Genomic DNA, 25,298 nt, shown 5'->3' on the forward strand with positions numbered 1-25,298 from the left:
CCGACCTGATGAGCGGTCATTCGAGGCGGCCATTTTGCCGGGCGATGTTATCATGGCCCGAACCTGCAACTCTTGAGCCTCACAGCAGCCATGCGGCAAGCCGAAGTCACTCGCAACACCCTCGAAACGAAGATCTCCGTGCGCATCGACCTCGACGGCACGGGTAAGGGACAACTGGATACCGGCGTCCCCTTCTTCGATCACATGCTCGACCAGATCGTGCGCCACGGCCTGATCGACCTGGACATCCACTGTGAGGGCGATACCCACATCGACGACCACCACACGGTCGAGGACGTCGGCATCACGCTGGGTCAGGCCTTCGCCAAGGCCGTCGGCGACAAGAAGGGGCTGCGCCGCTACGGCCACGCCTACGTGCCGCTCGACGAGGCGCTGTCGCGCGTCGTGGTGGATTTCTCCGGCCGGCCCGGCCTGCATTACTTCGTGGATTACACCCGTGCCCGCATCGGCAACTTCGATGTCGACCTGGCGCGCGAGTTCTTCCAGGGTTTCGTCAATCACGCCGGCGTCACGCTGCACATCGACAACCTGCGCGGCGACAACGCCCACCACCAGTGCGAAACCGTGTTCAAGGCCTTCGCCCGCGCGCTGCGCATGGCGGCCGAGGTCGACGAGCGCGCGGCGGGGACGATTCCTTCCACCAAGGGCGCGCTCTGAGCCAGAACCTTCCGCGGCCGTGCGCAACGGCCGCCATCCTGTACGAAAGCGAGTCAAGCCGATGACCACCGTGGCCATCATCGATTACGGCATGGGCAATCTGCGCTCGGTCGCCAAGGCGATCGAGCACGTGGCACCCGGCCATGAAGTCTTCGTCACCTCCGATCCCGCGCGCGTCGCGGCCGCCGAGCGGGTCGTCTTTCCGGGTCAGGGGGCGATGCCCGACTGCATGCGCGAACTGGACGGCCGCGGTCTGCGCCAGGCGGTGCTGGATGCGGCGGCGAGCAAGCCTTTCCTGGGAATCTGCATCGGCCAGCAGATGCTGTTCGAGCACAGCGCCGAAGGCGACGTGCCCGGTCTCGGCATCCTGCGGGGCGAAGTGATGCGCTTTCCCGAATCCGCGATGCTGGCAGCGGACGGCAGCCGCCTGAAGGTGCCGCACATGGGCTGGAACGAAGTGTGGCAGCGCGGCCCGCATCCGATGTGGGACGGCATCCCGGACGGCGAGCGCTTCTACTTCGTGCACAGCTACTTCGTCGTGCCGGCCGAAGAGGCGCTGACCGCGGCGGACACCGACTACGGGGTTCGCTTTACCAGTGCGGTAGCGCGGGATAATATCTTCGCGGCCCAGTTCCACCCCGAGAAAAGCGCTGCGGCCGGCTTGCGCCTGCTGGCGAACTTCATCCGCTGGCAGCCCTGAGCACCGGCCCAGACTGCCTTTTTCCATCGTCCCATCCATTCCAGAACCGGTATGCTGCTCATTCCCGCCATCGACCTCAAGGACGGTCACTGTGTTCGCCTGAAGCAGGGCGAAATGGACGACGCCACGGTGTTTTCCGAAGATCCCGGTGCCATGGCCCGCCACTGGCTCGACGCCGGCGCCCGCCGCCTGCACCTGGTCGACCTCAACGGCGCCTTTGCCGGCAAGCCGAAGAACGGCGCCGCGATCCGCGCGATCACCGACGAAGTCGGCGAGGACATCCCGGTGCAGCTCGGCGGCGGCATCCGCGACCTCGACACCATCGAGCATTACCTCGACAACGGCATCAGCTACGTCATCATCGGCACCGCGGCGGTGAAGAACCCCGGTTTCCTGCACGATGCCTGCGGCGCCTTCCCCGGCCACATCATCGTCGGCCTGGATGCCAAGGACGGCAAGGTGGCGGTGGACGGCTGGTCCAAGCTGACCGGGCACGACGTCGTCGATCTGGCGAAGAAGTTCGAGGACTACGGCGTCGAAGGCGTGATCTACACCGACATCGGCCGCGACGGCATGCTGTCCGGCGTCAATATCGAAGCCACCGTGCGGCTGGCGCAGGCGCTGCGCATTCCCGTCATCGCCAGCGGCGGCATCACCGACCTGCGCGACATCGACGCACTGTGCGCGGTCGAGGACGAAGGCATCATGGGCGCGATCACCGGCCGGGCGATCTACGAAGGCACGCTCGACTTCGCCGCCGCCCAGGCCCGTGCCGACGAACTGCGCGGTACCACCGAATGACTTTCTCCGCCGAGTACCGCTGATGCTGGCCAAGCGCATCATCCCCTGTCTGGACGTGAGCGCCGGACGCGTGGTCAAGGGCGTCAATTTCGTCGAACTGCGCGATGCCGGCGATCCGGTCGAGGTCGCCCGCCGCTACGACGAGCAGGGCGCCGACGAACTGACCTTTCTCGACATCACCGCGAGTTCCGACGACCGCGACATCATCCTGCACGTCGTCGAGCATGTCGCCGAGCAGGTCTTCATCCCGCTGACCGTCGGCGGCGGCGTGCGCGCGGTCGAGGATGTGCGCCGCCTGCTCAATGCCGGCGCCGACAAGGTCAGCATGAACACTGCGGCGGTGAATAACCCGCAACTGGTGCACGACGCGTCGAGCAAGGTCGGCAGCCAGTGCATCGTGGTGGCGATCGACGCCAAGCAGACCGCGCCGGGCAAGTGGGAAGTCTTCACCCACGGCGGGCGCCGCAACACCGGGCTGGACGCCATCGAGTGGGCGCGCAGGATCGAAGCGCTGGGTGCGGGCGAGATCCTGTTGACCAGCATGGACCGCGACGGCACCAAGAGCGGCTTCGACCTGGCGCTGACGCGCGCGGTGTCGGACGCGGTGCGCATCCCGGTGATCGCCAGCGGCGGCGTCGGCACGCTCGATCACCTGGCCGACGGCGTCTCCGAAGGCCGCGCCGATGCGGTGCTGGCGGCGAGCATCTTCCATTTCGGCGAACACACAGTGCGCGAAGCCAAGGAGCTGATGCGCGCACGCGGGATCGAGGTGAGACTGTGAGCGCGAATGCGGCCTGGCTGGACGAGATCGAGTGGGACGACAACGGCCTGGTGCCGGTGATCGCGCAGGAAGCGTCCAGCGGCGACGTGCTGATGTTCGCCTGGATGAACCGCGACGCGCTGCAGCGCACGGCGGAAACCGGCGAAGCCATCTACTGGTCACGTTCGCGGCGCAAACTGTGGCACAAGGGCGAGGAGTCCGGCCATGTGCAGAAGGTGCTCGACATCCGCATCGACTGCGACAACGACGTCGTGCTGCTGAAGATCGAGCAGGTCGGCGGCATCGCCTGCCACACCGGACGCCACAGCTGCTTCTTCCAGAAATATTTTGCCGACGGCCGCTGGGAAGCCGTCGAACCGGTTTTGAAAGACCCGAAGGAGATCTACAAGTGATCGATATCGAAGTGCTGCGCCGTGTTTCCGATACCCTGGTCGCGCGCAAGAAGGCGGACCCCGACGCCTCCTACGTCTCCAGCCTGTACGCCAAGGGCACGGACGAGATCTGCAAGAAGGTCGCCGAGGAGGCTGCCGAGACCATCATGGCGGCCAAGGACCAGGACAGGCTGCACCTGGTGTGGGAAGTCACCGACCTGTGGTTCCACTCGCTGGTGCTGCTGGCCCACCACGGCCTGTCGGTCGAGGACGTGCTGGCCGAGTTCCGCCGCCGCGAAGGCGTGTCGGGCATCGACGAGAAGAAGTCGCGGACGGCGCAATGAGCGAGTGCATCTTCTGTCGCATCGCCCGCGGCGAGATTCCGTCGAAGAAGGTCTATGAGGACGAGCACGTCTTCGCCTTCCACGACATCAATCCCGCAGCGCCGGTGCATGTGCTGGTGATCCCCAAGGTCCACGTCGATTCGATGGCGCAGCTCGGTGAGGAACACGAGGTGGCGATGGGGCGTCTGATGGTTGCGGCGGGGCGCATTGCGCGCGAGCAGGGCTGCACCGACGGTTTCCGGACCATCGTCAACACCGGAAGGGTGGGACTGCAGGAGGTGTATCATCTGCACCTTCATATTCTGGGTGGCCCCAATCCCCTGCCGCCCATGTTGAAGCATTGAGGAGAGCGGTATGGGTTCATTGAGCATCTGGCACTGGCTGATCGTGCTGGTCATCGTCCTGCTGGTGTTCGGGACGAAGAAGCTGCGCAACATCGGCTCGGACCTGGGCGGCGCGGTCAAGGGCTTCAAGGAAGGCATGAAGGAAGGTGATACCGACGCCGCCGCGCAGCAGAAGATCGCCGAAGGGCAGACGATCGAAGGCGAGGCGCGGGAAAAGGTCGACAAGTCCGCTTCCTGAGCCTTGCGTCTGGATGGAGGGGGCGCCCATCAGGGAGCGCCCCTTTGTTTTCGTGCGGCACATGCATGATGTGCCTCCATAGCGGCGAAACATGTTCGATTTCGGCTTTTCTGAACTCGTTGTGATCGGGGTGGTGCTCCTGATCGTGGTCGGCCCCGAGCGCCTGCCCAAGGTCGCGCGTACGGCCGGGCACCTGCTGGGACGGCTGCAGCGCTACGTGTCGGACGTCAAGTCCGACATCCAGCGCGAGATGCAGCTCGAGGAACTGAAGAAGCTGCAGGAGCAGGTCAAGCAGCAGGCGCAGGAGCTTGAGAGTTCGGTGCGCACTGGCGTCGCCGGCGTCGAGAACCAGATCGGCAGCACGGTCGACGAACTGCGCTCCACGCTGCCGGATGCGGCGGCCCTGGATCCTTCGACCGACTCTGCTGCGGCAACGGAAAAGCAGCTCGATCTCGGGCTCGATGCCAAACCGCAGGCCAGTACGGCGGACAAGACCCAGGCATGAGCACCCAACAAGAAACTTTCATCTCCCACCTGATCGAGCTGCGCGACCGCCTGATCCGCGCGCTGCTCGCGCTGGTGATCGTGTTCGTCTGCCTGATGCCGTGGGCGGGCGACATCTACGACATCCTCGCCAAGCCGATGATGGACACCTTGCCGGCGGGCACGAACATGATCGCCACCGGCGTGGTGACGCCGTTCTTCGTGCCGGTCAAGGTCACGATGATGGTCGCCTTCGTGCTGTGCCTGCCCTGGGTGCTGTACCAGGCCTGGGCTTTCATCGCGCCGGGGCTGTATGCGCACGAGAAGCGCCTGGCGCTGCCGCTGGTGGCCGGCAGCACGCTGCTGTTCATCGCCGGCATGGCCTTCTGCTACTTCTTCGTGTTCGGCATGGTGTTCAAGTTCATCGCCGAATTCGCCCCCAAGAGCATCGTGCCGGCGCCGGACATCGAGCAGTACCTGTCCTTCGTGATGTCGATGTTCCTCGCTTTCGGCATCACTTTCGAAGTGCCGGTGGTGGTGATCGTGCTGGCCAAGGCCGGCATCGTCAGCGTGGCGAAGCTGCGCGAGGCGCGTCCCTACGTCATCGTTGGTGCCTTCGTGGTTGCCGCCATCGTCACGCCGCCCGACGTCGTTTCGCAACTGATGCTGGCGATTCCGATGTGCCTGCTCTACGAGCTGGGCATCATCCTTGCCAACTGGATGGTGAAATCGGCGCCTGCCGCTGCCGCAGCGGAGGCAGACTACGTTCCTCCGTCCATCGAGGACATGGACAAGGAGCTGGACCGCATCGAAGCCGGTGAGGGCGCCGACAAGCGCTGAGCGGCCAGGCAGGCGAGGCCGTGCCGGTATGGGGCGAGCCCCAGCTTTTCGGAGTGGATTTAGCCGGGGACGCCTGGCCGCGGTAGGGTGTGACAGCGCCCCTTTTCCCGATGAAGAAGGCAGGCCTGCGGCCCGCATTCGTGGCTGTGAAGCCGCTTACAAGGGCCGGTTGCCGTTGTGGTTGGGCCAAGGGCGAAGCGCATCGTCCGCTGCGGGCCGGATTCTTCAGCGATTGGCAGAAGGCGTCGGACGGCGGCCGACCGCCACTTCCAGCTCCACTTCCTTGTCGCCGCGCAGGACGCGGAAGCTGGCCGTGTGCCCGGGCGGCAGCGCGGCGACCATGTCGAGCATCGCACGCGGATCGCGGACGCTGGTGCCATCGACCGCGATCAGCACGTCGCCCGGCCGGATGCCGGCACGGTCGGCCGGGCTGGCGCGCAGCACGCCGGCGATCAGCGCGCCCTGGGTGCCGCGCAGGCCGAAGGATTCCGCCAGTTCGGGGGTGATGTCCTGGATCTCGACGCCGACCCAGCCGCGCGTGACCTCGCCGGTGGCGACGATCTGTTCGAGCACGTTGCGGGCGATGGAGACCGGGATGGCGAAGCCGATGCCGAGCGAGCCGCCGGAGCGCGAGTAGATCGCGGTGTTGATGCCGACCAGGTTGCCGGCGCTGTCGACCAGCGCGCCGCCCGAGTTGCCGGGGTTGATCGCGGCATCGGTCTGGATGTAGTTCTCGAAGGTGTTGATGCCCAACTGGCTGCGCCCCAGCGCGGAGACGATGCCCATCGTCACGGTCTGGCCGACGCCGAAGGGATTGCCGATCGCCAGCACGACATCGCCCACGCTCAGGGCCTCGCCGCTGGCCAGGGTAATGACCGGCAACTGGTCGTCGGTGTCGATCTTCAGCACCGCCAGATCCGTCTCGGGGTCGCGTCCGATCTGGCGTGCGCTGAACTTGCGTCCGTCGTTGAGCGCGATCTCGATCTGATCCGCGGTCTCGATGACGTGGTTGTTGGTGATGATGTAGCCGTCGGGGCTGACGATCACGCCCGAACCCAGGCCCGAGGGGCGCTGGCTGGGGCCGCTGTTCGGGCGTTCGCCGAAGAAGTGGCGGAACATCGGGTCGTCGAACAGCGGATGGCGGGCGCCGGCGCCGGCCTTGCTGGTGAAGATATGGACGACCGCAGGCATCGAGCGCTGCGCAGCGCTGGCGTAGGAGCCGGACGCCGGCGCGCGCGCGCCGCTGTCGGCAGGCGCTTCCAGGATGGCGACGACCGAAGCGGGTGCGCTGTCGCGCAGCCACTCGGGCTTGAGTGTGCTGAGGACGAACAGGCCGGCGACGCTGATGGTCACGGCCTGGGCGAAGATGAGCCACAGACGGCGCATAATGTGATGGGTTCGAAAGAGGGTGGAGCCTGGCGGGCGGGGTGCCCGGCCAGGCCGGAACGACAGGAGGCCGCATGCAACTCGGTGAGCTCACGGCGCGTCTGGACGCACTGCTCGACGCTCCGCGCTTCAAGGATTATTGCCCAAACGGTCTGCAAGTGGAAGGACGCGCCGAAGTGGCGCGGGTGCTGTGCGGAGTGACCGCCAGCCAGGCGCTCGTCGATCTCGCGGTGTCCGGCGGCTATGACGCCGTGTTCGTCCATCACGGCTATTTCTGGAAGGGCGAGGACGGGCGCATCACCGGCATCCGCCGGCAACGGCTGAAGAGCCTGCTGGCCAACGACATCAGCCTGCTCGCCTACCATCTGCCGCTGGATGCCCATGCCGAGCACGGCAACAACGCCCAGCTCGGCAAGCTGATGGATTGGGTGCCGGAAGGGCGTTTCGCCGACCAGGATCTCGGCTGGTTCGGCCGCCCGGCCAGGCCGGGCGAGCCAGCGGGGCAGATCGCCTGTGCGCTGGCCGAGCGGCTGCAGCGCGAGCCGCTGCTGGCGGGAGATGCGTCGCGGCCGGTGCGGCGGGTGGCGTGGTGCACCGGCGGTGCCCAAGGCTACTTCGAGCAGGCGATCGCGGCGGGCGCCGATGTATTCGTGTCCGGCGAGATTTCCGAACAGACGGTGCATCTGGCGCGCGAGACGGGTATCCCGTACATCGCCGCCGGCCACCATGCGACCGAGCGCTATGGCGCGAAGTCGATCGCGGCCTGGCTGGCGGATGAACTCGGCCTGGCTGCGGATTTCGTCGATCTGCCCAATCCGGTCTGAGCCTTCCGTGCGCGATTGGTTAGAATCCGCTTCTCCATACGTCCGCGTACGTGAATAGAAGATGCCTCTGCCCGCCAGTTCCGCGCCCCGCCGGCGCATCCACACCCGGCGCATCGAAGTCGAAGGCTTCCTGCGCGAGGACGGCCTGTACGAACTCGATGCCTCGCTGACCGACGTCAAGGATGTCGATTATCCGATTGCGTCCGGCATCCGCCCTGCGGGTGTGCCGGTCCATCTGATGCGGCTGAGGATCGTCTTCGACACCACCTTCAACGTCCGCGACGCGGTGGCCTGTTCGGATGGCGTGCCCTATCCCGGCTACTGCGACACCATCGGGCCGGCATACCGGCAGTTGATCGGGCTGAACCTGGTGCGCGGCTTCCGCCGCACCATCGGCGAGATGTTCGCCGACGTCCGCGGCTGTTCGCACATGACGGAAATGCTCAACTCGCTGCCGACGGCGGCGATCCAGACGATCGCCACCTTCATGCGGGACAACGAGGACACCGGCGAGAAGCCCTTTCAGCTCGATCGCTGCCATGCCCTGGACACATCGTCGAAGGCCGTGCGCCGCTACTATCCCAAGTGGTACCGGAAGCCCGGCGCGGCCGGCTGATCCGCGCCCACAGTGCACTGCGCAAAACTGGTTATAATTATGGAGTCTTGCGGCAGGCGAGCGCTCGCGCCTGCATGTCACGAGGCTGGGCCGGCTCCGCTGGCCGAAGGCGGCGGGTGGCGGTCGAGGGAGACGACGCCTGCCGTGGAGCGGGACGCTCCGAAGCATGCCATCAACCTGTTTGCGACGGGCCTGCCGTCGTGACTTCGAACGAAGGGCAACCATGAAGATTCATGAGTATCAGGCAAAAGAAGTTCTAAGAAAGTTCGGCGTCGTGACGCCCCGTGGCATCCATTGCACCAGCGTAGAGGGCGCGGTGAAGGCTGCCGAGGAACTCGGCGGCAATTTCTGGGTGGTCAAGGCCCAGATCCACGCCGGCGGCCGCGGCAAGGGCGGCGGTGTCAAGCTCGCCAAGTCGCTCGACGACGTCCGCAAGTGCGCAAGCGAAATCCTCGGCATGCAGCTGATCACCCACCAGACCGGCCCCGAAGGCCAGAAGGTGCGCAACCTGCTGATCGAGGAAGGCGCCGACATCCAGCACGAGTACTACGTTGCCGCGCTGACCGACCGTGCCACCCAGAAGGTCGCCATGATGGCCTCCTCCGAAGGCGGCATGGACATCGAGGAAGTCGCGCACAACACTCCCGAGAAGATCATCAAGGTCTTCGTCGATCCGTTGGTCGGCCTGACCGACGAGCAGGCCACCGAGCTGGCCAAGGGCATCGGCATGCCGGCCAATTCGATGGCCCAGGCGGTCGACACGCTGAAGAAGCTCTACACCTGCTACATGGAAACCGATGCCTCGCTGGCGGAGATCAACCCGCTGATCCACGAAAGCAACGGCACCGTGAAGGCGCTCGACGCCAAGTTCAACTTCGACTCCAACGCGCTCTACCGCCATCCCGAGATCGTCGCCTACCGCGACCTCGATGAAGAGGATGCCGACGAGATCGAGGCTTCCAAGTTCGACCTCGCCTACATCAGCCTCGACGGCAACATCGGCTGCCTGGTGAACGGCGCCGGCCTGGCGATGGCCACGATGGACACGATCAAGCTGTTCGGCGCCGAGCCGGCCAACTTCCTCGACGTCGGCGGCGGCGCCACCACCGAGAAGGTCACCGAAGCCTTCAAGATCATGCTCAAGAACCCCAAGGTCAAGGGCATCCTGGTCAACATCTTCGGCGGCATCATGCGCTGCGACACCATCGCCACCGGCGTCGTCGCCGCGGCCAAGGAAGTGCATCTCTCCGTCCCGCTGGTGGTGCGCATGAAGGGCACCAACGAAGACCTCGGCAAGAAGATCCTCGCCGAGTCGGGCCTGCCGATCATCACCGCCGACACCATGGCGGAAGCCGCGACCAAGATCGTCGCTGCGGTCAAGTAAGGAGCGTTGCGAATGTCCATCCTGATCAACAAAGATACCAAGATCATCACCCAGGGGATCACCGGCAAGACCGGCCAGTTCCACACCGAGAAGTGCATCGAGTACGCCAACGGCAAGAACTGCTTCGTCGCCGGCGTGAACCCGAAGAAGGCCGGCGAGAAGATCTTCGACGTGCCCATCTACGCCTCGGTCAAGGAAGCTGCGGCTGAAACCGGCGCCACCGTGTCGGTCATCTACGTGCCGCCGGCAGGTGCCGCCGACGCCATCTGGGAAGCCTGCGAAGCCGACCTCGATCTGGCGATCTGCATCACCGAAGGCATCCCGGTGCGCGACATGCTGGTCGTGCGCAACAAGATGAAGCAGAAGGTTGCCGCCGGCGGCAAGGAAACCCTGCTGCTCGGTCCCAACTGCCCCGGCCTGATCACGCCGGACGAAGTCAAGATCGGCATCATGCCCGGCCACATCCACCGCAAGGGCCGCATCGGTGTGGTTTCGCGCTCCGGCACGCTGACCTATGAAGCCGTGGCGCAGCTCACCGAGATCGGCCTGGGCCAGTCCTCGGCGGTCGGTATCGGCGGCGACCCGATCAACGGCCTCAAGCACATCGACGTGATGCGCATGTTCAACGACGATCCGGACACCGACGCGGTGATCATGATCGGCGAGATCGGTGGTCCGGACGAAGCTGAAGCCGCGCAGTGGTGCAAGGCCAACATGAAGAAGCCGATCGTCGGCTTCATCGCCGGCGTCACCGCGCCGGCCGGCAAGCGCATGGGCCACGCCGGCGCGCTGATCTCGGGCGGCGCCGATACCGCCGATGCCAAGCTCGCCATCATGGAAGAGTGCGGCTTCAAGGTAACGCGCGATCCGTCGGAAATGGGCAAGCTGCTGAAGGCGATGCTCTGACCGCCTGATCTGCACGACCCAGAAAACGCCGGCCTGTCCGGCGTTTTTTTTGCTTTAGAATGTCCCCGGACGGCCGGCGGAACTGCGGGCCACGAACATCAAAGCGGGTACAGGCAATGCCGAAGTTGATCCTCAGCATGGACGGACTCGTCCTCAAGGAGATCGAGCTCGACAGGGAGCGGATTTCGATCGGGCGCAAGCCGGACAATGACATCCAGATCGACAATCTGGCAATCAGCGGCCATCACGCGGTGATCACCTGCATCCTCAACGACGCCTTTCTCGAGGACCAGAACAGCACCAACGGCACCTACGTCAATGGCCAGCCGGTGAAGAAGCATGTGCTGCACCACAACGACGTCGTCGAACTCGGCAAGTACCGGATCAAGTATCTCGTCACTGCGCCGCCGGCCGGACAGGCGGCTGCCGAAATGATCGATACCGTTGCGCTGAAGGCCTTCGAACTGCCGCCGGCCGACACCGCTGCCGAGCCCAAACCGGGTCCCAGCGAAACGCAGATCGTCGCCGCCGGCGCGCTCGAGCGTGCGGAAAAGGCCGCCGCCGCCAGTGCCGGCCGCGTCGGCGTGATCCAGGTGCTGAGCGGCGCCAACAGCGGGCGCGAACTGGAACTGACCAAATCCCTGACCACGCTGGGGAAGCCGGGCAGGCAGGTGGCGGTCATCACCCGCCGTCCGCACGGCTACTTCATCACCCATGTCGAAGGCGCCTCCTTTCCAAAGGTCAATGGCAAGCCGATCGATGCCCAGGCACATCCGCTCAAGGATCACGACATCATCGATCTGGCCGGCGTGAAGATGGAATTCTTCCTGCGTTCCTGAGCCCGGCAGGCGGCCGGGGGGCCGTGATTTTTTGCCTATCGATGCCCCCGGTGGAGTGATAAGGTTTCCTCCGACGACACAACTGGGAATCGTAACGGCGTACGCCCTGACAGGCGTGCCGCGATCGGGCATGAAACTGACGGTGCTGGGGTGCAGTGGCGGTATTGGCGGGGCGCAGGCGCGCACCACCGCGCTGCTCGTGGACGATGACATCCTCATCGATTGCGGCACCGGCGTGGGGGATCTGCCGTTCGAGGCGCTGTGCAGGATCGATCACGTCTTCATCACCCACGCCCATCTCGACCACATTGCCTCGCTGCCGCTGCTGATCGACTCCGTCGGTGAGCTGAGGACCACGCCGCTGATCGTGCATGCGCTGCCGGAAACCATCCGCATCCTGCACTCGCACATCTTCAACTGGCTGGTGTGGCCGGATTTCTCGGCGATACCGGACAGGAATCACCCCTTCATGCGCTTCCAGCCCCTGAAAGTGGGGGAAACCACTCGGCTCGGCAAACGCGCCGTCACTGCCTTGCCGGCCCAGCATACCGTGCCGATGGCTGCCTTCTGCCTCGACAGCGGCGAAGGCCAGCTTGTGTTCTCGGGCGATACCGCCTACTGCCCCGAGCTCATTGCCGCCATCAACGCCCAGCCGGCGCTGCGCCATCTGATCATCGAGACTGCCTTCGCCGACGAGCAGCAAGGGCTTGCGCTCGCCTCGCGCCACCTGTGCCCGAGCATGCTGTTCGAAGTGCTGGCGGAGCTGACCGGGCAGCCGGAAGTGCATGTCACCCACCTCAAGCCGGGCGTGGACGATCGCATCATGGCCCAGATCGAAGCGGGCGATGCAGCGCTCAAACCCCGCCGTCTGCTGCAAGGCCAGGTGCTGAACTTCTGAGTGCTGCGGCTGGCGGTTAGAATCCCGGTTTGAAAGCCTTCCCGGAGATTCCCATGTACCGCATCGCCCCCAGTCTGTTGTCCGCGGATTTCGCCTGCCTCGGCGACGAAGTCCGCAACGTCGTTGCATCGGGCGCCGACTGGATCCACTTCGATGTGATGGACAATCACTACGTGCCCAACCTGACCATCGGGCCGCTGGTCTGCGAAGCCATCCGCCCCCATACCAGCGCGCCGATCGACGTCCATCTGATGGTCAAGCCGGTCGACCGCATCATTCCCGACTTCGCCAAGGCCGGCGCCAACATCATCACCTTCCACCCCGAAGCGTCCGAGCACATCGACCGCAGCCTCGGTCTGATCCGCGACTCCGGCTGTCAGGCCGGCCTGGTGTTCAACCCGGCCACGCCGCTGCACCACATGGACCACGTCATGGACAAGCTCGATGTGGTGCTGCTGATGAGCGTCAACCCCGGCTTCGGCGGGCAGAAGTTCATCCCCGAGACGCTCAACAAGCTGCGTGCCGCGCGCGACAGGATCGACGCCTACGCGGCACGCAGCGGTCGGCGCATCCTGCTCGAGATCGACGGCGGCGTGAAGACCGACAACATCGCCGAAATCGCCCGTGCCGGAGCGGACACCTTCGTCGCCGGTTCGGCGGTGTTCGGCGCCGGCAGGGACGAGGACCCCAACCGCTACGACTCGATCATCGGCGCGCTGCGCGGCGAACTGGCCAGGGTGGCGGCATGAGCGGGGCGGTGCGCTTTTCGCCGCGGGCGGTGCTGTTCGACCTCGACGGCACCTTGCTCGACACCATCGGCGACCTGGCCGACGCCGCCAACCTGATGCTGGCCGAGCTGGGCCGGCCGCAGCGCCCCCAGGACGAGATCCACCGCTTCGTCGGCAAGGGCATCCCGAACCTGGTGCGGCGCTGCATGACCGAAGGCACGACTGCGAGCGAGGCCGAGATCGACGCCGCCGTCGACGTCTTCCGCCGCCACTACGTGGTGGTCAACGGCAGGCGTGCCAGCATCTATCCCGGTATCGAAGAGGTGCTGCGGGCGCTCGATGCCCGCGCCATCCCGCTCGCCGTGGTGACCAACAAGGCCGAAGCCTTCACGCTGCCGCTGCTCGAACGCATGGGCATCGCCGCTTACTTCGGCACCGTGGTCAGCGGCGACACCTTGCCGGTCAAGAAACCCGATCCGGCCATGGTACGGCTGGCCTGCGAGCGCCTCGGCGTCGCCCCGGCCGAAGCCCTGATGATCGGCGACTCTGCCAACGATGCGCTATCGGCGCAGGGCGCCGGCATGCCGGTGCTGCTCGTCAGCTACGGTTACAGCGAAGGCGTGCCGGTGGACACCATCGAATGCGATGGGCTACTATCGGACGCGCTTCAACTGCTGGATCACATCGTTCCGGCACAGTAGCCGGCCCGGGCTTCCGATGGGCCGGTCCAGACGAGTTTCGCCAGGCACTCCACTCATACTCGACATCGTGATGCTCGCACTCCGGGATCGCTTCCTCGCCGCTTCCGCAACCGTCCAGCAGGGCTGGCGCGGCGGCTGGCGTTGGCCTTTGGGCCACTGACGCGACCTCCCTCCGCGGGGTGTCGGCTGCGCCTTGCGCACCACCCCGCCTGCTGCAGCACCTTCCGATCGAATCGACTTACGTGGAGCCCCCATGCTCGAACAGGAATTCAACGCCCTTGCCTCGCAGGGCTACAACCGCATCCCGGTCACGCTCGAGACCTTTGCCGACCTCGACACGCCGCTGTCCATCTACCTGAAGCTCGCCAACGAGCCCTACACCTACCTGCTCGAATCGGTGCAGGGCGGCGAGCGCTTCGGCCGCTATTCCTTCATCGGCCTGTCCTCGCCGACCCGCATCGAAGTCTATGGCCGTTCCGCGCTGCTGCTCACCGGCAACCGCCTGGTCGAGCGCCGCGACTACGGCGACCCGCTGAACTTCGTCGCCGAATTCATGAACCGCATCAAGGTGCCGCCGCGCGAGCACCTGCCGCGCTTCGCCGGCGGCCTGGTCGGCTACTTCGGCTACGACACCGTGCGCTACATCGAGCCGAAGCTGGCGCAGACCGAGAAGACCGACACCATCGGCACGCCCGACATCCTGCTGCTGCTGTCCGAGGAAGTCGCCATCGTCGACAACCTCAGCGGCAAGCTGACCCTGGTTGTTTATGCCGAACCGGAAGTGCCTGGCGCTTTCAAGCGCGCCCAGAAGCGCCTGCGTGAACTGCTGGCGCGGCTACGGGCACCGGTGCGGATACCCGAGGAATGCTGCGCCGAGCCCGCGGAGGCGGTGTCGAGCTTCGGCGAGGACGCCTTCAAGGACGCGGTGCGCCGCGCCAAGCAGTACATCGTCGACGGCGACGTCATGCAGGTCGTGCTGTCGCAGCGCATGAGCAAGCCCTACGCGGCCAGCCCGATGGCGCTTTACCGCGCGATCCGCTCGCTGAACCCGTCGCCCTACATGTTCTATTTCAACCTCGAGGACTTCCACGTCGTCGGCGCCTCGCCGGAGATCCTGACCCGGCTCGAGGACGATGTCGTCACCGTGCGCCCGATCGCCGGCACGCGCAAGCGCGGCGCCACGGTGGCCGAGGACCTTGCGCTCGAGAAGGAGCTGCTGGCGGACGCCAAGGAAATCGCCGAACACGTGCAACTGCTCGACCTCGGCCGCAACGATGCCGGCCGGGTGTCGCAGACCGGCACGGTCAAGGTCACCGAGCGCTTCAGCATCGAGCGCTATTCCCACGTGATGCACATCGTCTCCAACGTCGAGGGCCGGCTCAAGAGCGGGCTCAATGCGCTCGCCGTACTGCGCGCCACCTTCCCGGCAGGCACGGTGTCGGGCGCACCCAAGGTCAGGGCGATGGAGATCATCGACGAGCTCGAACCGGTCAAGCGCGGCATCTACGCTGGCTCGGTCGGCTACCTCGGCTTCCATGGCGACATGGACCTCGCCATCGCGATCCGTACCGCCGTCGTCAAGGACGGCCAGATCCACGTCCAGGCGGGCGCCGGCATCGTTGCCGACTCCGATCCCGATTCCGAATGGGAGGAAACCCGGAACAAGGCGCGCGCGATGCTGCGTGCTGCCGAGATGGCCGAAGGCGGACTGGACACCCAGGTGCAGTGAGGAGCGCGAAATGCTATTGATGATCGACAACTACGACAGCTTCACCTACAACCTGGTGCAGTATTTCGGTGAGTTGGGTGCCCGGGTCGAGGTCTACCGCAACGACGAGGTCACTCTCGACCAGATCGCGGCGATGAAGCCCGATCAGCTCGTGATCTCGCCCGGACCGTGCTCGCCGGCCGAGGCCGGCGTCTCGGTGCGGGCGATCAAGGCCTTCGCCGGCAAACTGCCCATCCTCGGCGTCTGCCTCGGCCACCAGAGCATCGGCGCCGCTTTCGGCGGCCGCATCGTGCATGCGCAGCAGCTCATGCACGGCAAGACTTCGCCGGTGCGCCACCAGGGCGCCGGTGTGTTCCGCGGCCTGCCCGATCCGCTGGTGTGCACGCGTTATCACTCGCTCGCGATTGAACGCGACAGCCTGCCCGATTGTCTGGAAGTGACCGCCTGGACCGAAGACGGTGAAATCATGGGCGTGCGCCACCGGACGCTGGACGTCGAGGGCGTGCAGTTCCACCCCGAATCGATCCTGACCGAGTGCGGCCATGAGCTGCTGCGCAATTTCCTCGACCGCAGCGCGCCCGTGCCTGCTGCCGCCTGATGCCGAACGAGACGATGCCCGACATGATCACGCCCCAGCAAGCCCTGCAACGCACGATCGAACACCGCGAAATCTTCTTCGACGAGATGCTGTCGCTGATGCGCCAGATCATGGCCGGCGAGGTGTCGCCGGTCATGACCGCCGCCATCCTCACCGGCCTGCGGGTCAAGAAGGAGACCATCGGCGAGATCGCCGCCGCCGCCATCGTCATGCGCGAGATGTCGACCAAGGTCGAGGTCAAGCCGCCGCACGAGCACTTCCTCGACGTCGTCGGCACCGGCGGTGACGGCGCCAACACCTTCAACATCTCCACCACCACCATCTTCGTCGCCGCGGCGGCGGGCGCACGCGTCGCCAAGCATGGCGGGCGCGGCGTGTCGTCGAAGTCCGGCGCCGCCGACGTCATCGAAGCGCTCGGCGTCAATCTGGACCTCACCCCGGCCCAGGTCGCCGACTGCATCGAGGCCACCGGCATCGGCTTCATGTATGCGCCGGCCCACCACAGCGCGATGAAGAACGTCGCCCCGGTGCGGCGCGAGATGGGCGTGCGCACGCTGTTCAACATCCTCGGTCCGCTGACCAACCCTGCGAGCGCGCCCAACACCCTGATGGGCGTGTTCCACCCCGACCTGGTCGGCATCCAGGCGCGCGTCATGGAGCGCCTCGGCGCCAACCACGTGCTGGTCGTGCATGGCATGGACGGCATGGACGAAGTCAGCCTCGGCGGTGCGACCCTGGTCGGCGAGCTCAAGGACGGCAAGGTCAGCGAATACGAGATCCACCCCGAGGATTTCGACATCCCGATGGCCAGCAGCCGCAACCTGCGCGTCGCCGACGCCGACGAGTCGCGCCAGGTGCTGCTCGGCGTGCTCGACAACCGCCCCGGCCCGGCCCGCGACATCGTCGTCTTCAATGCCGGCGTGGCGCTGTACACCGCCAATATCGCCGATTCGATCGGTGCCGGCATCGCCCTTGCGCGCGAAACCATCGCCAGCGGCGCGGCGCGCGCCAGGCTGGACGACTTCGTGCGCTTCACCCAGCAATTCCGGAGCGCCTGATGAGCGACATCCTCAACAAGATCTGCGCGGTCAAGGTCGAAGAAGTCGCCGCTGCCCGCGCGCTCAAACCGCTCGAAACCATCCGTGCCGAAGCCGAGGCCCAACCCGCCGCGCGCGATTTCGTCGGCGCCATCCGCGCCCGCCATGCCGCCGGCCGGCCGGCGGTGATCGCCGAGATCAAGAAGGCCAGCCCGTCCAAGGGCGTGATCCGCGCCGACTTCCATCCCGCCGACATCGCCCGCTCGTACGCGCAGGCCGGCGCCGCCTGCCTGTCGGTGCTGACCGACCGCGAATTCTTCCAGGGCGCGCCCGAGTACCTGCAGGCCGCGCGCGCCGCCTGCGCGCTGCCGGCGCTGCGCAAGGATTTCCTCGTCGATGCCTGGCAGGTGTACGAAGCCCGCGCGATGGGCGCCGACGCCATCCTGCTGATCGCCGCCTGCCTCGATCTGGCGCAGATGCGCGACATGGAAACGATCGCCGGCGAACTCGGCATGGCGGTGCTGGTCGAGGTACACGATGCGGACGAACTGGAAAGCGCCCTGCAGTTGCGGACTCCGCTGATCGGCATCAACAACCGCAACCTGCGTACTTTCGAAGTCTCGCTGCAGAGCACACTGGACCTGCTGCCGCGCATCGCCAGCGCAGGCGCCGGCCGCATCGTCGTCACCGAATCGGGCATCCTGAAACCCGAAGACGTCGCACTGATGCGCGGCAACGCGGTACAGACCTTCCTGGTCGGCGAGGCTTTCATGCGCGTCGACGAGCCGGGCGAAGGCCTGCGCGACCTGTTCGGCTGAACCGCCTCATGCCGTCGCCTTCGCCGGCGATTCATCGCCGGTCCGAGGCCAGGGCAGCGACGGCATCGGCCTCATGAATTCCTCAGCCTGATGACGCATGGACAAACCGGAACAGCCTTCGACGAACGAGCAAGCGAATCACTCCCCGGCGGCCAGGCGCCGGCTTGGCCTGCGCGGCTGGCTGGTCGGCGGGCTGATCGCCGTACTCGTCGTCGTCGCGCTGGTGCTGGGCGCGGCCGCCTGGCTGCTCGGCACGCGCTCGGGGCTGGACGCCGCGATCGCCCTCGGCCAGCGGGCGACGGACGGCGCGCTGCGGATCGAAGGTGCGCAGGGCCGGCTGCTGGGGCCGCTGAAGATCGACGCGCTGCATTACCACACGGAGGACCTGCGCCTGGACCTGCAGACGCTGGAGCTGGCCTGGCAGCCTGCGGCCCTGCTCGGGCGGAAGCTGGCCGTCGATCGCCTTGCCGTCGAACGCATCGATTTCTCCCAGCGTGGTGAGGAGAAGGACGAGACCGAGCGCGAGCCGCTGGCGGCGCCCGAGGACTTGCAGATTCCGCTCGAAATCGAACTGAGCCGGTTGGAGCTGGGACGTTTCGAGCTGCACGAATGGGCGCCGGAGCCGGGCGATGCGCCGCCCACGGCAGGCTTCTGGGTCGCCGACCTGAGCGCTGCGCTCGGCAGCGACGGCAGGCACCACCAGGTGCGTGAACTGGCGCTCAAGTTGCCGCAGGGCGAGGTCATGCTCGAAGCTGCGCTCGATGGCCTCAAGCCTTTCGCGCTGACGGGTGACATCCGTTTCGATGGCGTCATCGAAGAGCGCCCGCTCGAGGCCAGGCTTGCCGCTTCCGGTACGCTGCTCGCACCGCATGTCGAGCTCACGGCCGCTGCCGAAGGCCTGAACGCCCATGTGGTGGCGGAAGCCGCGCCTTTCGAACCGATGCCGCTGCGCGCGCTGAAGCTGGAGGCGGGCGAAATCGATCCTTCGGCTTTTGTCGAAGGCTTGCCGCACGCCGCGCTTCGGCTCGAAGCCGAACTCGCGGCTGTCGCCGAGGGCGGCAGTCTGCCGGCCGAGCCGCAATCGGCCGGCCCGAACCTGGCCGGACCGTTCCGCCTGCTGAATCGCCAGCCGGCAGCCGTGGATGCGGGCGGCATTCCCGTCGCCTCCGTGTCCGGCCGGCTGGACCTGAAACCCACCGCGATCAACGTCGACGAGCTCGACATCCGCCTGCCGGGCGATGGCCGCATCGGCGGCCGGCTTGCCTGGCAGCCGCCGGCCGCCGGTGATGCGGGCGCGGAGACGGATCGAGCAGGGCAGTCCAAGGTGGCGGACATCGGGCAACTCGTTGCCGTGCTCGAGCTTGCCGGCATCGATACCCGTGCCCTCGATACCCGCCTGCCCAGGCAGCGCCTGGCGGGCCGCATCGACGCCGAGGCGGATGCGCAGCGCCAGCAGGCGGAGCTGGCGCTGACGCTCGGCGCAGCCAGAATCGATGCGCGAGCCGAACTGCTCGCGCAGGCGGCAGGAGAGGCTGCGGCCGGCGACCCGGCGGTCGACGTTTCGGCGGCCGGCAAACCTGCGGCCGGTGGCGGCGCTCCGGCCGCAGGTGAAACCGTGGCCGCTGCGCCCCCACGGCGTTTTTCGGTCAATGCCCGCCTGCGCGAAGTCGACCCGCGCGCGCTGCTCCCGGAAGCGCCGAAAGCACGCCTCAATCTCGATCTCGATGCCTCCGGCGAACTACCGGAAGCCGGCCTGCCGCAGGCGGTACAAGTCGTCTTCCAGATTCCCGACAGCCGCCTCGAAGATCTCGCGCTCGGCGGCAAGGGCCGCTTGAGGCTGGAGGGCGAGCGTCTGCCCGAAGTGGCGCTCGATCTGAACATCGCCGGCAACTCGCTGGTGGCCGAAGGCGCCTGGGGCGCCCCCGGCGATGTGCTCAAGTTCGCCCTCGACGCCTTGAAGCTCGACGCCCTCGGCCACGGCCTGGCCGGCAAGGCCGGTGCCAGCGGACGGCTGAGCGGCACGCTGGAGCTGCCGTCGGGCGAACTGCAGTTCTTCGGCGAGGCGCTGCGGTTGCCGGGCGGCGTGCGCCTGCTCGGCGTCAACGGCGTCGGCCGGCTCGATGCCGGCGCCGATGGTCCGTTCCAGCTGTCGATGGGGCTGTCCGGGCTGGGGCCGACCGCAAGGGACGCCGATGGCAGGGTGCAAGCCGACTGGCTGGCCAATGCCCGCCTGTCCGCCTCGGGCACCCGGGCGCGCCACGACATCGAGCTCGATCTCGCCACGCCGGAGCTGGACGGTGCCGGCGACACGCTGAAGCTGAGCCTGAAGGGCGGCTTGCAGGCGCCGAGCGCGCAGCGGCCCGGCCCGCGCTGGCTGGGCGAACTGAGCGCACTGGAGAGCGCCGGCCGCTTTGCCGCCCGGCTATTGGCGCCGGCACGGCTCGATCTGTCGCCGGAAGCCGCCAGCATCGGCGAGGCACGGCTCGATCTGGGCGAAAAGGGCCGCCTGCACCTGCAGGAGACCGCCTGGTCGCCGCAGCGCAGCGTGGCGCGCGGGACCTTGACCGGCCTCGCCTTCGGCCCCTTGACGCGCGCCGATGGCCAGCCGAGGCGGGGGCCCGGCCCGCTGGTGCTGGGCGCCGACTGGAACCTGAGCGTCGGCACGACACTGGACGGCCAGGCGCGTCTGTTCCGTGAATCGGGCGACATCACCATCGAAGGCGAAACCCGCACCCGGCTCGGCCTGGAGACGCTGGAGGCGGTGCTGAAGGCCAGCGGCAACCGCCTGAGCCTGACGGCCCAGGCGCGCGGCAGCGAAATCGGCAGCCTGCAGGCCAATGCCGGGCTGCAGGCGCAGCGCGGCGCGGACGGCTTGTGGTCGGTGCCGCCGGATGCTGCGCTGGCGGGCTCGGCCGAGCTCGACGTACCCTCGATCGGCTGGCTGGGCCGCCTGGTGCCCGAGAGCATCGAAGCCGGCGGCAGCCTGAAGGGCAGCGTCGAGCTGGGCGGCACGCTGGCCGCGCCACGTGCTTCCGGCCGCGTCAGCGGCCGCACGCTGGAGATTGCGCTGGTCGATCAGGGGCTGCACCTGTCCGGTGGCGAATTCGATGCCAGCTTCGACAACGATCGCGTGCGTCTCGACCGGTTGTCCTTCGTGTCGCCGAATCGCGTGCGCCCGCGCGAGAACCGCATTCCCTTCGATCGCCTGACCGCGACGCCGGGCACGTTCACCGCCAGCGGCGAAGTGAAGCTCGACAGCGGCGACGGCGATTTCAGCTTCCGCGCCGACCGCCTGCCGCTGCTGCAGCGCGACGACCGCTGGATGCTGCTGTCGGGTGAAGGCACGGCGCGCAGCACCTGGACCTCACTGGTGCTGAATGCGGATTTCCGTACCGATGCCGGCTACATCGAATTTGCCGAAACGCCGCCGCCCAGCCTGTCGGACGACGTCGTCGTGCTCGGCCGCGACGAGAAGCCGGCCGAGGGCGGCTTCGCGCTCACCGCCGATATCGGCGTCAATCTGGGCAATGCGCTCTATTTGTCGGCGATGGGGCTGGAGACCCGGCTGGCGGGCGAACTGAAGCTGCGCATGCGCCCCGGCCTGCCGATGTCGGCGATCGGCAGCATCGCCACCGTCGGCGGCTCCTATCGCGGCTACGGCCAGAGCCTCGTCATCGACCGCGGCGTGGTCAACTTCCAGGGGCCGCTCGACGCGCCGGGGCTGGACATCGTCGCCCTGCGCAAGGGCCTGGCGGTCGAGGCGGGCGTGGCCGTCAGCGGCAGCGCCAAGCGGCCGCAGATACGGCTGGTGTCCGAGCCGAACGTGCCCGACCCCGACAAACTGTCGTGGATCGTGCTCGGCCGCGCGCCCGATTCCGGCTCCGGTGCCGACCTCGGCCTGCTGCTGCCGGCTGCGCAGGCCCTGCTCGGCGGCCCGGGCGGCGGCATGACCGAAGAGTTGTCGCGCAGCCTGGGCTTCGACAGCTTCTCGATCGGCCAGGGCGAGCTCAACAGCACTTCGCGCGCAGCCAGCAGCCGGGTGCTCGGCAGCGGTTCGACCGTCGCCAGCGACCCGTCGGTGGCTGGCCAGGTGCTGAGCCTGGGCAAGCGCCTGAGTCCCGACCTGTTCCTGTCCTTCGAGCAGAGCCTGGGCGGCGCCGAAACCCTGGTCAAGCTCAGCTACCAACTGTCGCGGCGCTTGTCGGTGGTGGCGCGCGGCGGCACCGATACTTCGCTGGATCTCCATTACGGTTTTTCCTTCCGCTGAGCGTGCCGGCGGATCTGCCAAGCAAGGGGGCATGATCATGACGACTGAAACGAACGTGAATCCGGGGCTGGAAACCGCCATTTTCGGTGGCGGCTGCTTCTGGTGCCTGGAGGCGGTCTTCCTCGAAGTCGAAGGCGTCCATGCGGTGATGTCCGGCTATTGCGGCGGCCATGTCGACTCGCCGAGCTACCGCCAGGTCTGCACCGGCACCACCGGACATGCCGAAGTGGTGAAGATCGACTTCGACCCCGCAGTGATCACTTACCGTGAGCTGCTGGATGTTTTCTTTGCCATCCACGATCCGACCACGCCGGACCGCCAGGGCAACGACCGCGGCCCGCAGTACCGCTCGGCGATCTTCGCCACCAGCGAAGCGCAGCGCCAGGCCGCGCTGGCGATGATCGCCGAACTGGAAGCGGAGCAGGTCTTCGCCGCGCCGATCGTCACCACGGTGGAAGCCGCGCCTGCATTCTGGCCGGCCGAAGTCGAGCACCACGACTACTTCGCCCGCAACGGCGAGCAGCCGTACTGCCAGATGGTGGTGGCGCCCAAGCTGGCGAAGTTCCGCGCCCGGTTCGCCGGCCGCCGCTTCGCCGGCCGCCGCCGCGAACGATGACGGGCGGCGGCAGGAAGGCCGCAGCGGCAGGTAGAATCCCAGCCTTTATCCCCCGGAGCAGGAGAAGCGCATGACCCAGACCACCACCGCCAGCGGCCTCGTCATCGACGACATCGAAACCGGCAGCGGCGAAACCGCCGTCAAGGGCAAGATGGTGTCGGTGCATTACACCGGCTGGCTGACCGACGGCCGCAAGTTCGATTCGTCGAAGGATCGCAACGATCCGTTCAACTTCCCGCTCGGCGCCGGCCACGTCATCCGCGGCTGGGACGAAGGCGTGCAGGGCATGCAGGAAGGCGGCAAGCGCAAGCTGACGATTCCGCCGGAACTGGGCTATGGCGCCCGCGGCGCTGGCGGCGTGATCCCGCCCAACGCCACGCTGGTGTTCGAAGTCGAACTGCTGAAGGTGCTGTAAGCGGCCTGCCGCAGAGCGTTCCCGTAGTTCCAGGAAACGGGGTGCGATCCGACGGATCGTGCCCCGTTTCCATGTGGCTGGTAGCCGCGTCTCTCAGGTCGTCTCGGCGACGATGCCGAGGATGGCCTCGCCGTAGGCTTCCAGCTTGCGGTCGCCGACGCCGCTGATGCCGGCCAGTTCGGTCAGTGACTGTGGCCGGGTGATGGCGATCTCGCGCAGCGTGGCGTCCTGGAAGACGACGTAGGCCGGTACGTTGCGTTCCTTGGCCGTCGCCGCCCGCCAGGCGCGCAGGCGGTCGAACAGCGTGGTCGGGATGCCGCCCGGGATGTCGAGCGGCGCTGCGCTGCGGCGCTTGCCGCGGCTGCGGCTCTTTTCGCGCTCCAGCCGCAGATGGAATTCGGCTTCGCCGCGCAGCAGCGGACGCGCGGCATCGGTCAGGCGCAGCGCGTTGTAGCGCTCGTGGTCCACGGCGACGAATTCGCGCGCGACCAACTGGCGGAAGATCGTGCGCCAGCGCTTTTCGTCCAGCTCGCTGCCGATGCCGAAAGTGGTGATGTCCTGGTGGCCGCGTTCGACGACCTTGTCGGTCAGCTCGCCGCGCAGCACGTCGATCAGGTGCCCTGCGCCGTAGCGCTGGCCGGTGCGGTAGACGCAGCTCAGCGCCTTGCGCGCGGCTTCGGTCGCATCCCAGGTCTGCGGCGGATTCAGGCAGTTGTCGCAGTTGCCGCAGGGGCCGGAGTCCTCGCCGAAGTAGGCCAGCAGGTGCTGGCGGCGGCAGGTGGTGGCCTCGACCAGGCCGACCAGCACGTCGAGCCGGTTGCGCGCCAGGCGCTTGAATTCCTCGCTGGCTTCGGATTCGTCGATCATGCGCCGCTGCTGCACCACGTCCTGTGCGCCCCAGGCCATCCACGCCTGTGCCGGCAGGCCGTCGCGGCCGGCGCGGCCGGTTTCCTGGTAGTAGCCCTCGATCGAGCGCGGCAGGTCGAGGTGGGCGACGAAGCGCACGTCGGGCTTGTCGATGCCCATGCCGAAGGCGATCGTCGCCACCATGATCAGGCCGTCCTCGCGCAGGAAGCGGGTCTGGTGTTCGGCGCGTATTTCCTGCGTCATGCCGGCATGGTAGGGCAGGGCTTTCAGCCCCTGTTCCTGCAGCCAGGCTGCGGTTTCCTCTACCTTGCGCCGCGACAGGCAATACACGATGCCGGCCTCGGCCGCGCATTCCTCGCGGATGAAGTGCAGCAACTGGCGGCGCGGATCGTCCTTGTCGACGATGGTGTAGCGGATGTTGGGCCGGTCGAAGCTGGAGACGAAGCGGCGCGCGTGTTGCAGGTTCAGCCGCTGGGCGATCTCCTCGCGGGTCTGGCGGTCGGCGGTGGCGGTCAGCGCGATGCGCGGGATGGATGGGTAGCGCTCCGGCAGGATCGACAACTGCAGGTATTCCGGGCGGAAGTCGTGCCCCCATTGCGAGACGCAGTGCGCTTCGTCGATGGCGAACAGCGCCAGCCGGCCGGTGTCGCGCAGATGGTCGAGCAGGTCGAGGAAGCGCGGCGTCATCAGGCGCTCGGGCGCGACGTAGAGCAGCTCGAGTTCGCCGGCATACAGCGCGCGCTCGACCGCGCGGGCGGCCTCCATGTCCTGGCTGGAGTTCAGGAAGGCGGCGCCGACGCCGGCCTCGACCAGGGCGCTGACCTGGTCCTGCATCAGCGCGATCAGCGGCGACACCACGATCGCCGTGCCTTCGCGCAGCAAGGCGGGGATCTGGAAGCACAGCGACTTGCCGCCGCCGGTGGGCATCAGCACCAGCGCGTCGCCGCCGGCCGCCACGTGCTCGACGATGGCCTGCTGTTCGCCGCGGAAGGCAGCGTAGCCGAAGACGTGTTCGAGGATGTGCAAGGCGCCGCCGGCGCGGGCAGGGAAGCGGGGTGCCGGGGAAGGGGCGAACGCGGTGTCCATGGC

The 25,298-nt window shown here is 67.1% G+C and carries 27 protein-coding genes; 25 read left to right on the top strand and 2 right to left on the bottom strand.

Features of this window, described 5'->3' with window-relative positions:
* The first annotated feature begins 90 nt into the window (after window positions 1-90).
* From hisB to tatC, 10 genes are all read left to right on the top strand, one after another.
* Window positions 91-678: an imidazoleglycerol-phosphate dehydratase HisB gene (gene hisB, locus NX068_RS12685; RefSeq protein WP_263461748.1), complete on the top strand. Its 588-nt coding sequence runs from the start codon at window positions 91-93 to the stop codon at window positions 676-678.
* A 61-nt stretch (window positions 679-739) separates the two neighbouring features.
* Window positions 740-1,378, top strand: a complete 639-nt coding sequence (gene hisH, locus NX068_RS12690) for an imidazole glycerol phosphate synthase subunit HisH (RefSeq protein WP_263461633.1) — start codon at window positions 740-742, stop codon at window positions 1,376-1,378.
* Between the two features lie 51 nt (window positions 1,379-1,429).
* On the top strand, window positions 1,430-2,179 hold the full coding sequence (hisA, locus tag NX068_RS12695; protein ID WP_263461634.1) for a 1-(5-phosphoribosyl)-5-[(5-phosphoribosylamino)methylideneamino]imidazole-4-carboxamide isomerase: 750 nt from the start codon (window positions 1,430-1,432) through the stop codon (window positions 2,177-2,179).
* 22 nt (window positions 2,180-2,201) lie between these two features.
* Window positions 2,202-2,960, top strand: coding sequence for an imidazole glycerol phosphate synthase subunit HisF (gene hisF, locus NX068_RS12700; protein ID WP_263461635.1), 759 nt, complete (start codon window positions 2,202-2,204; stop codon window positions 2,958-2,960).
* Window positions 2,957-3,352, top strand: coding sequence for a phosphoribosyl-AMP cyclohydrolase (hisI, locus tag NX068_RS12705; RefSeq protein WP_263461636.1), 396 nt, complete (start codon window positions 2,957-2,959; stop codon window positions 3,350-3,352). The genes hisF and hisI overlap by 4 nt, the downstream gene beginning before the upstream one ends.
* A complete protein-coding gene (locus tag NX068_RS12710) occupies window positions 3,349-3,675 on the top strand; it encodes a phosphoribosyl-ATP diphosphatase (RefSeq protein WP_068636971.1) in 327 nt (108 codons plus the stop codon). The genes hisI and NX068_RS12710 overlap by 4 nt, the downstream gene beginning before the upstream one ends.
* Window positions 3,672-4,019, top strand: coding sequence for a histidine triad nucleotide-binding protein (locus NX068_RS12715; protein WP_263461637.1), 348 nt, complete (start codon window positions 3,672-3,674; stop codon window positions 4,017-4,019). Before NX068_RS12710 ends, NX068_RS12715 begins: the two co-directional genes overlap by 4 nt.
* Window positions 4,020-4,029: 10 nt before the next feature.
* Entirely contained in the window at window positions 4,030-4,257 is a 228-nt protein-coding gene (gene tatA / locus NX068_RS12720; protein WP_263461638.1) for a Sec-independent protein translocase subunit TatA, read from the top strand.
* Window positions 4,258-4,348: 91 nt separating this feature from the next.
* Complete coding sequence (gene tatB, locus NX068_RS12725) at window positions 4,349-4,762, top strand: Sec-independent protein translocase protein TatB (RefSeq protein WP_263461639.1); 414 nt, start codon at window positions 4,349-4,351, stop codon at window positions 4,760-4,762.
* The gene (tatC, locus tag NX068_RS12730) at window positions 4,759-5,580 is read left to right on the top strand and encodes a twin-arginine translocase subunit TatC (RefSeq protein WP_263461640.1); all 822 of its coding nucleotides are present in this window, start codon (window positions 4,759-4,761) and stop codon (window positions 5,578-5,580) included. Before tatB ends, tatC begins: the two co-directional genes overlap by 4 nt.
* Before the next feature lie 225 nt (window positions 5,581-5,805).
* Here tatC and NX068_RS12735 read toward each other — a convergent pair whose 3' ends face one another.
* Window positions 5,806-6,966, bottom strand: a complete 1,161-nt coding sequence (locus NX068_RS12735) for a Do family serine endopeptidase (RefSeq protein WP_263461641.1) — start codon at window positions 6,964-6,966, stop codon at window positions 5,806-5,808.
* Between the two features lie 74 nt (window positions 6,967-7,040).
* Between NX068_RS12735 and NX068_RS12740 the strand changes: the two genes are divergently transcribed.
* From NX068_RS12740 to NX068_RS12810, 15 genes are all read left to right on the top strand, one after another.
* Complete coding sequence (locus tag NX068_RS12740) at window positions 7,041-7,790, top strand: Nif3-like dinuclear metal center hexameric protein (protein ID WP_263461642.1); 750 nt, start codon at window positions 7,041-7,043, stop codon at window positions 7,788-7,790.
* 61 nt (window positions 7,791-7,851) lie between these two features.
* Window positions 7,852-8,406, top strand: coding sequence for a DUF2889 domain-containing protein (locus NX068_RS12745; RefSeq protein WP_263461643.1), 555 nt, complete (start codon window positions 7,852-7,854; stop codon window positions 8,404-8,406).
* A 223-nt stretch (window positions 8,407-8,629) separates the two neighbouring features.
* Complete coding sequence (gene sucC, locus NX068_RS12750) at window positions 8,630-9,790, top strand: ADP-forming succinate--CoA ligase subunit beta (RefSeq protein ID WP_263461644.1); 1,161 nt, start codon at window positions 8,630-8,632, stop codon at window positions 9,788-9,790.
* 12 nt (window positions 9,791-9,802) lie between these two features.
* The gene (sucD, locus tag NX068_RS12755; RefSeq protein ID WP_263461645.1) at window positions 9,803-10,696 is read left to right on the top strand and encodes a succinate--CoA ligase subunit alpha; all 894 of its coding nucleotides are present in this window, start codon (window positions 9,803-9,805) and stop codon (window positions 10,694-10,696) included.
* A gap of 116 nt (window positions 10,697-10,812) precedes the next feature.
* Window positions 10,813-11,535, top strand: coding sequence for an FHA domain-containing protein (locus NX068_RS12760; protein WP_263461646.1), 723 nt, complete (start codon window positions 10,813-10,815; stop codon window positions 11,533-11,535).
* Window positions 11,536-11,665: 130 nt separating this feature from the next.
* On the top strand, window positions 11,666-12,433 hold the full coding sequence (locus tag NX068_RS12765) for a 3',5'-cyclic-nucleotide phosphodiesterase (RefSeq protein ID WP_263461647.1): 768 nt from the start codon (window positions 11,666-11,668) through the stop codon (window positions 12,431-12,433).
* Window positions 12,434-12,486: 53 nt separating this feature from the next.
* A complete protein-coding gene (rpe, locus tag NX068_RS12770; RefSeq protein WP_263461648.1) occupies window positions 12,487-13,182 on the top strand; it encodes a ribulose-phosphate 3-epimerase in 696 nt (231 codons plus the stop codon).
* Complete coding sequence (locus NX068_RS12775) at window positions 13,179-13,862, top strand: phosphoglycolate phosphatase (protein ID WP_263461649.1); 684 nt, start codon at window positions 13,179-13,181, stop codon at window positions 13,860-13,862. Before rpe ends, NX068_RS12775 begins: the two co-directional genes overlap by 4 nt.
* A gap of 253 nt (window positions 13,863-14,115) precedes the next feature.
* Entirely contained in the window at window positions 14,116-15,591 is a 1,476-nt protein-coding gene (gene trpE, locus NX068_RS12780) for an anthranilate synthase component I (protein WP_263461650.1), read from the top strand.
* A 10-nt stretch (window positions 15,592-15,601) separates the two neighbouring features.
* Window positions 15,602-16,189: an aminodeoxychorismate/anthranilate synthase component II gene (locus NX068_RS12785; RefSeq protein ID WP_263461651.1), complete on the top strand. Its 588-nt coding sequence runs from the start codon at window positions 15,602-15,604 to the stop codon at window positions 16,187-16,189.
* Between the two features lie 14 nt (window positions 16,190-16,203).
* Window positions 16,204-17,247 carry an anthranilate phosphoribosyltransferase gene (trpD, locus tag NX068_RS12790; RefSeq protein WP_263461652.1) on the top strand — a complete coding sequence of 348 codons (1,044 nt, stop codon included), beginning with the start codon at window positions 16,204-16,206 and terminating at the stop codon, window positions 17,245-17,247.
* On the top strand, window positions 17,247-18,044 hold the full coding sequence (gene trpC / locus NX068_RS12795; protein ID WP_263461653.1) for an indole-3-glycerol phosphate synthase TrpC: 798 nt from the start codon (window positions 17,247-17,249) through the stop codon (window positions 18,042-18,044). Before trpD ends, trpC begins: the two co-directional genes overlap by 1 nt.
* A 97-nt stretch (window positions 18,045-18,141) precedes the next feature.
* Complete coding sequence (locus NX068_RS12800) at window positions 18,142-22,311, top strand: translocation/assembly module TamB domain-containing protein (RefSeq protein ID WP_263461654.1); 4,170 nt, start codon at window positions 18,142-18,144, stop codon at window positions 22,309-22,311.
* Between the two features lie 31 nt (window positions 22,312-22,342).
* Complete coding sequence (msrA, locus tag NX068_RS12805; protein ID WP_442806737.1) at window positions 22,343-22,927, top strand: peptide-methionine (S)-S-oxide reductase MsrA; 585 nt, start codon at window positions 22,343-22,345, stop codon at window positions 22,925-22,927.
* Window positions 22,928-22,997: 70 nt separating this feature from the next.
* Window positions 22,998-23,342, top strand: a complete 345-nt coding sequence (locus tag NX068_RS12810; protein WP_004340455.1) for an FKBP-type peptidyl-prolyl cis-trans isomerase — start codon at window positions 22,998-23,000, stop codon at window positions 23,340-23,342.
* Window positions 23,343-23,435: 93 nt separating this feature from the next.
* Here the strand turns inward: NX068_RS12810 and recQ are convergent, their stop codons facing one another.
* Window positions 23,436-25,295, bottom strand: a complete 1,860-nt coding sequence (gene recQ / locus NX068_RS12815) for a DNA helicase RecQ (protein WP_263461656.1) — start codon at window positions 25,293-25,295, stop codon at window positions 23,436-23,438.
* Window positions 25,296-25,298: the final 3 nt, after the last annotated feature.

Origin of the sequence: Thauera carbonicopians, from assembly GCF_025699485.1 — a bacterium.
Taxonomy (GTDB): domain Bacteria; phylum Pseudomonadota; class Gammaproteobacteria; order Burkholderiales; family Rhodocyclaceae; genus Thauera.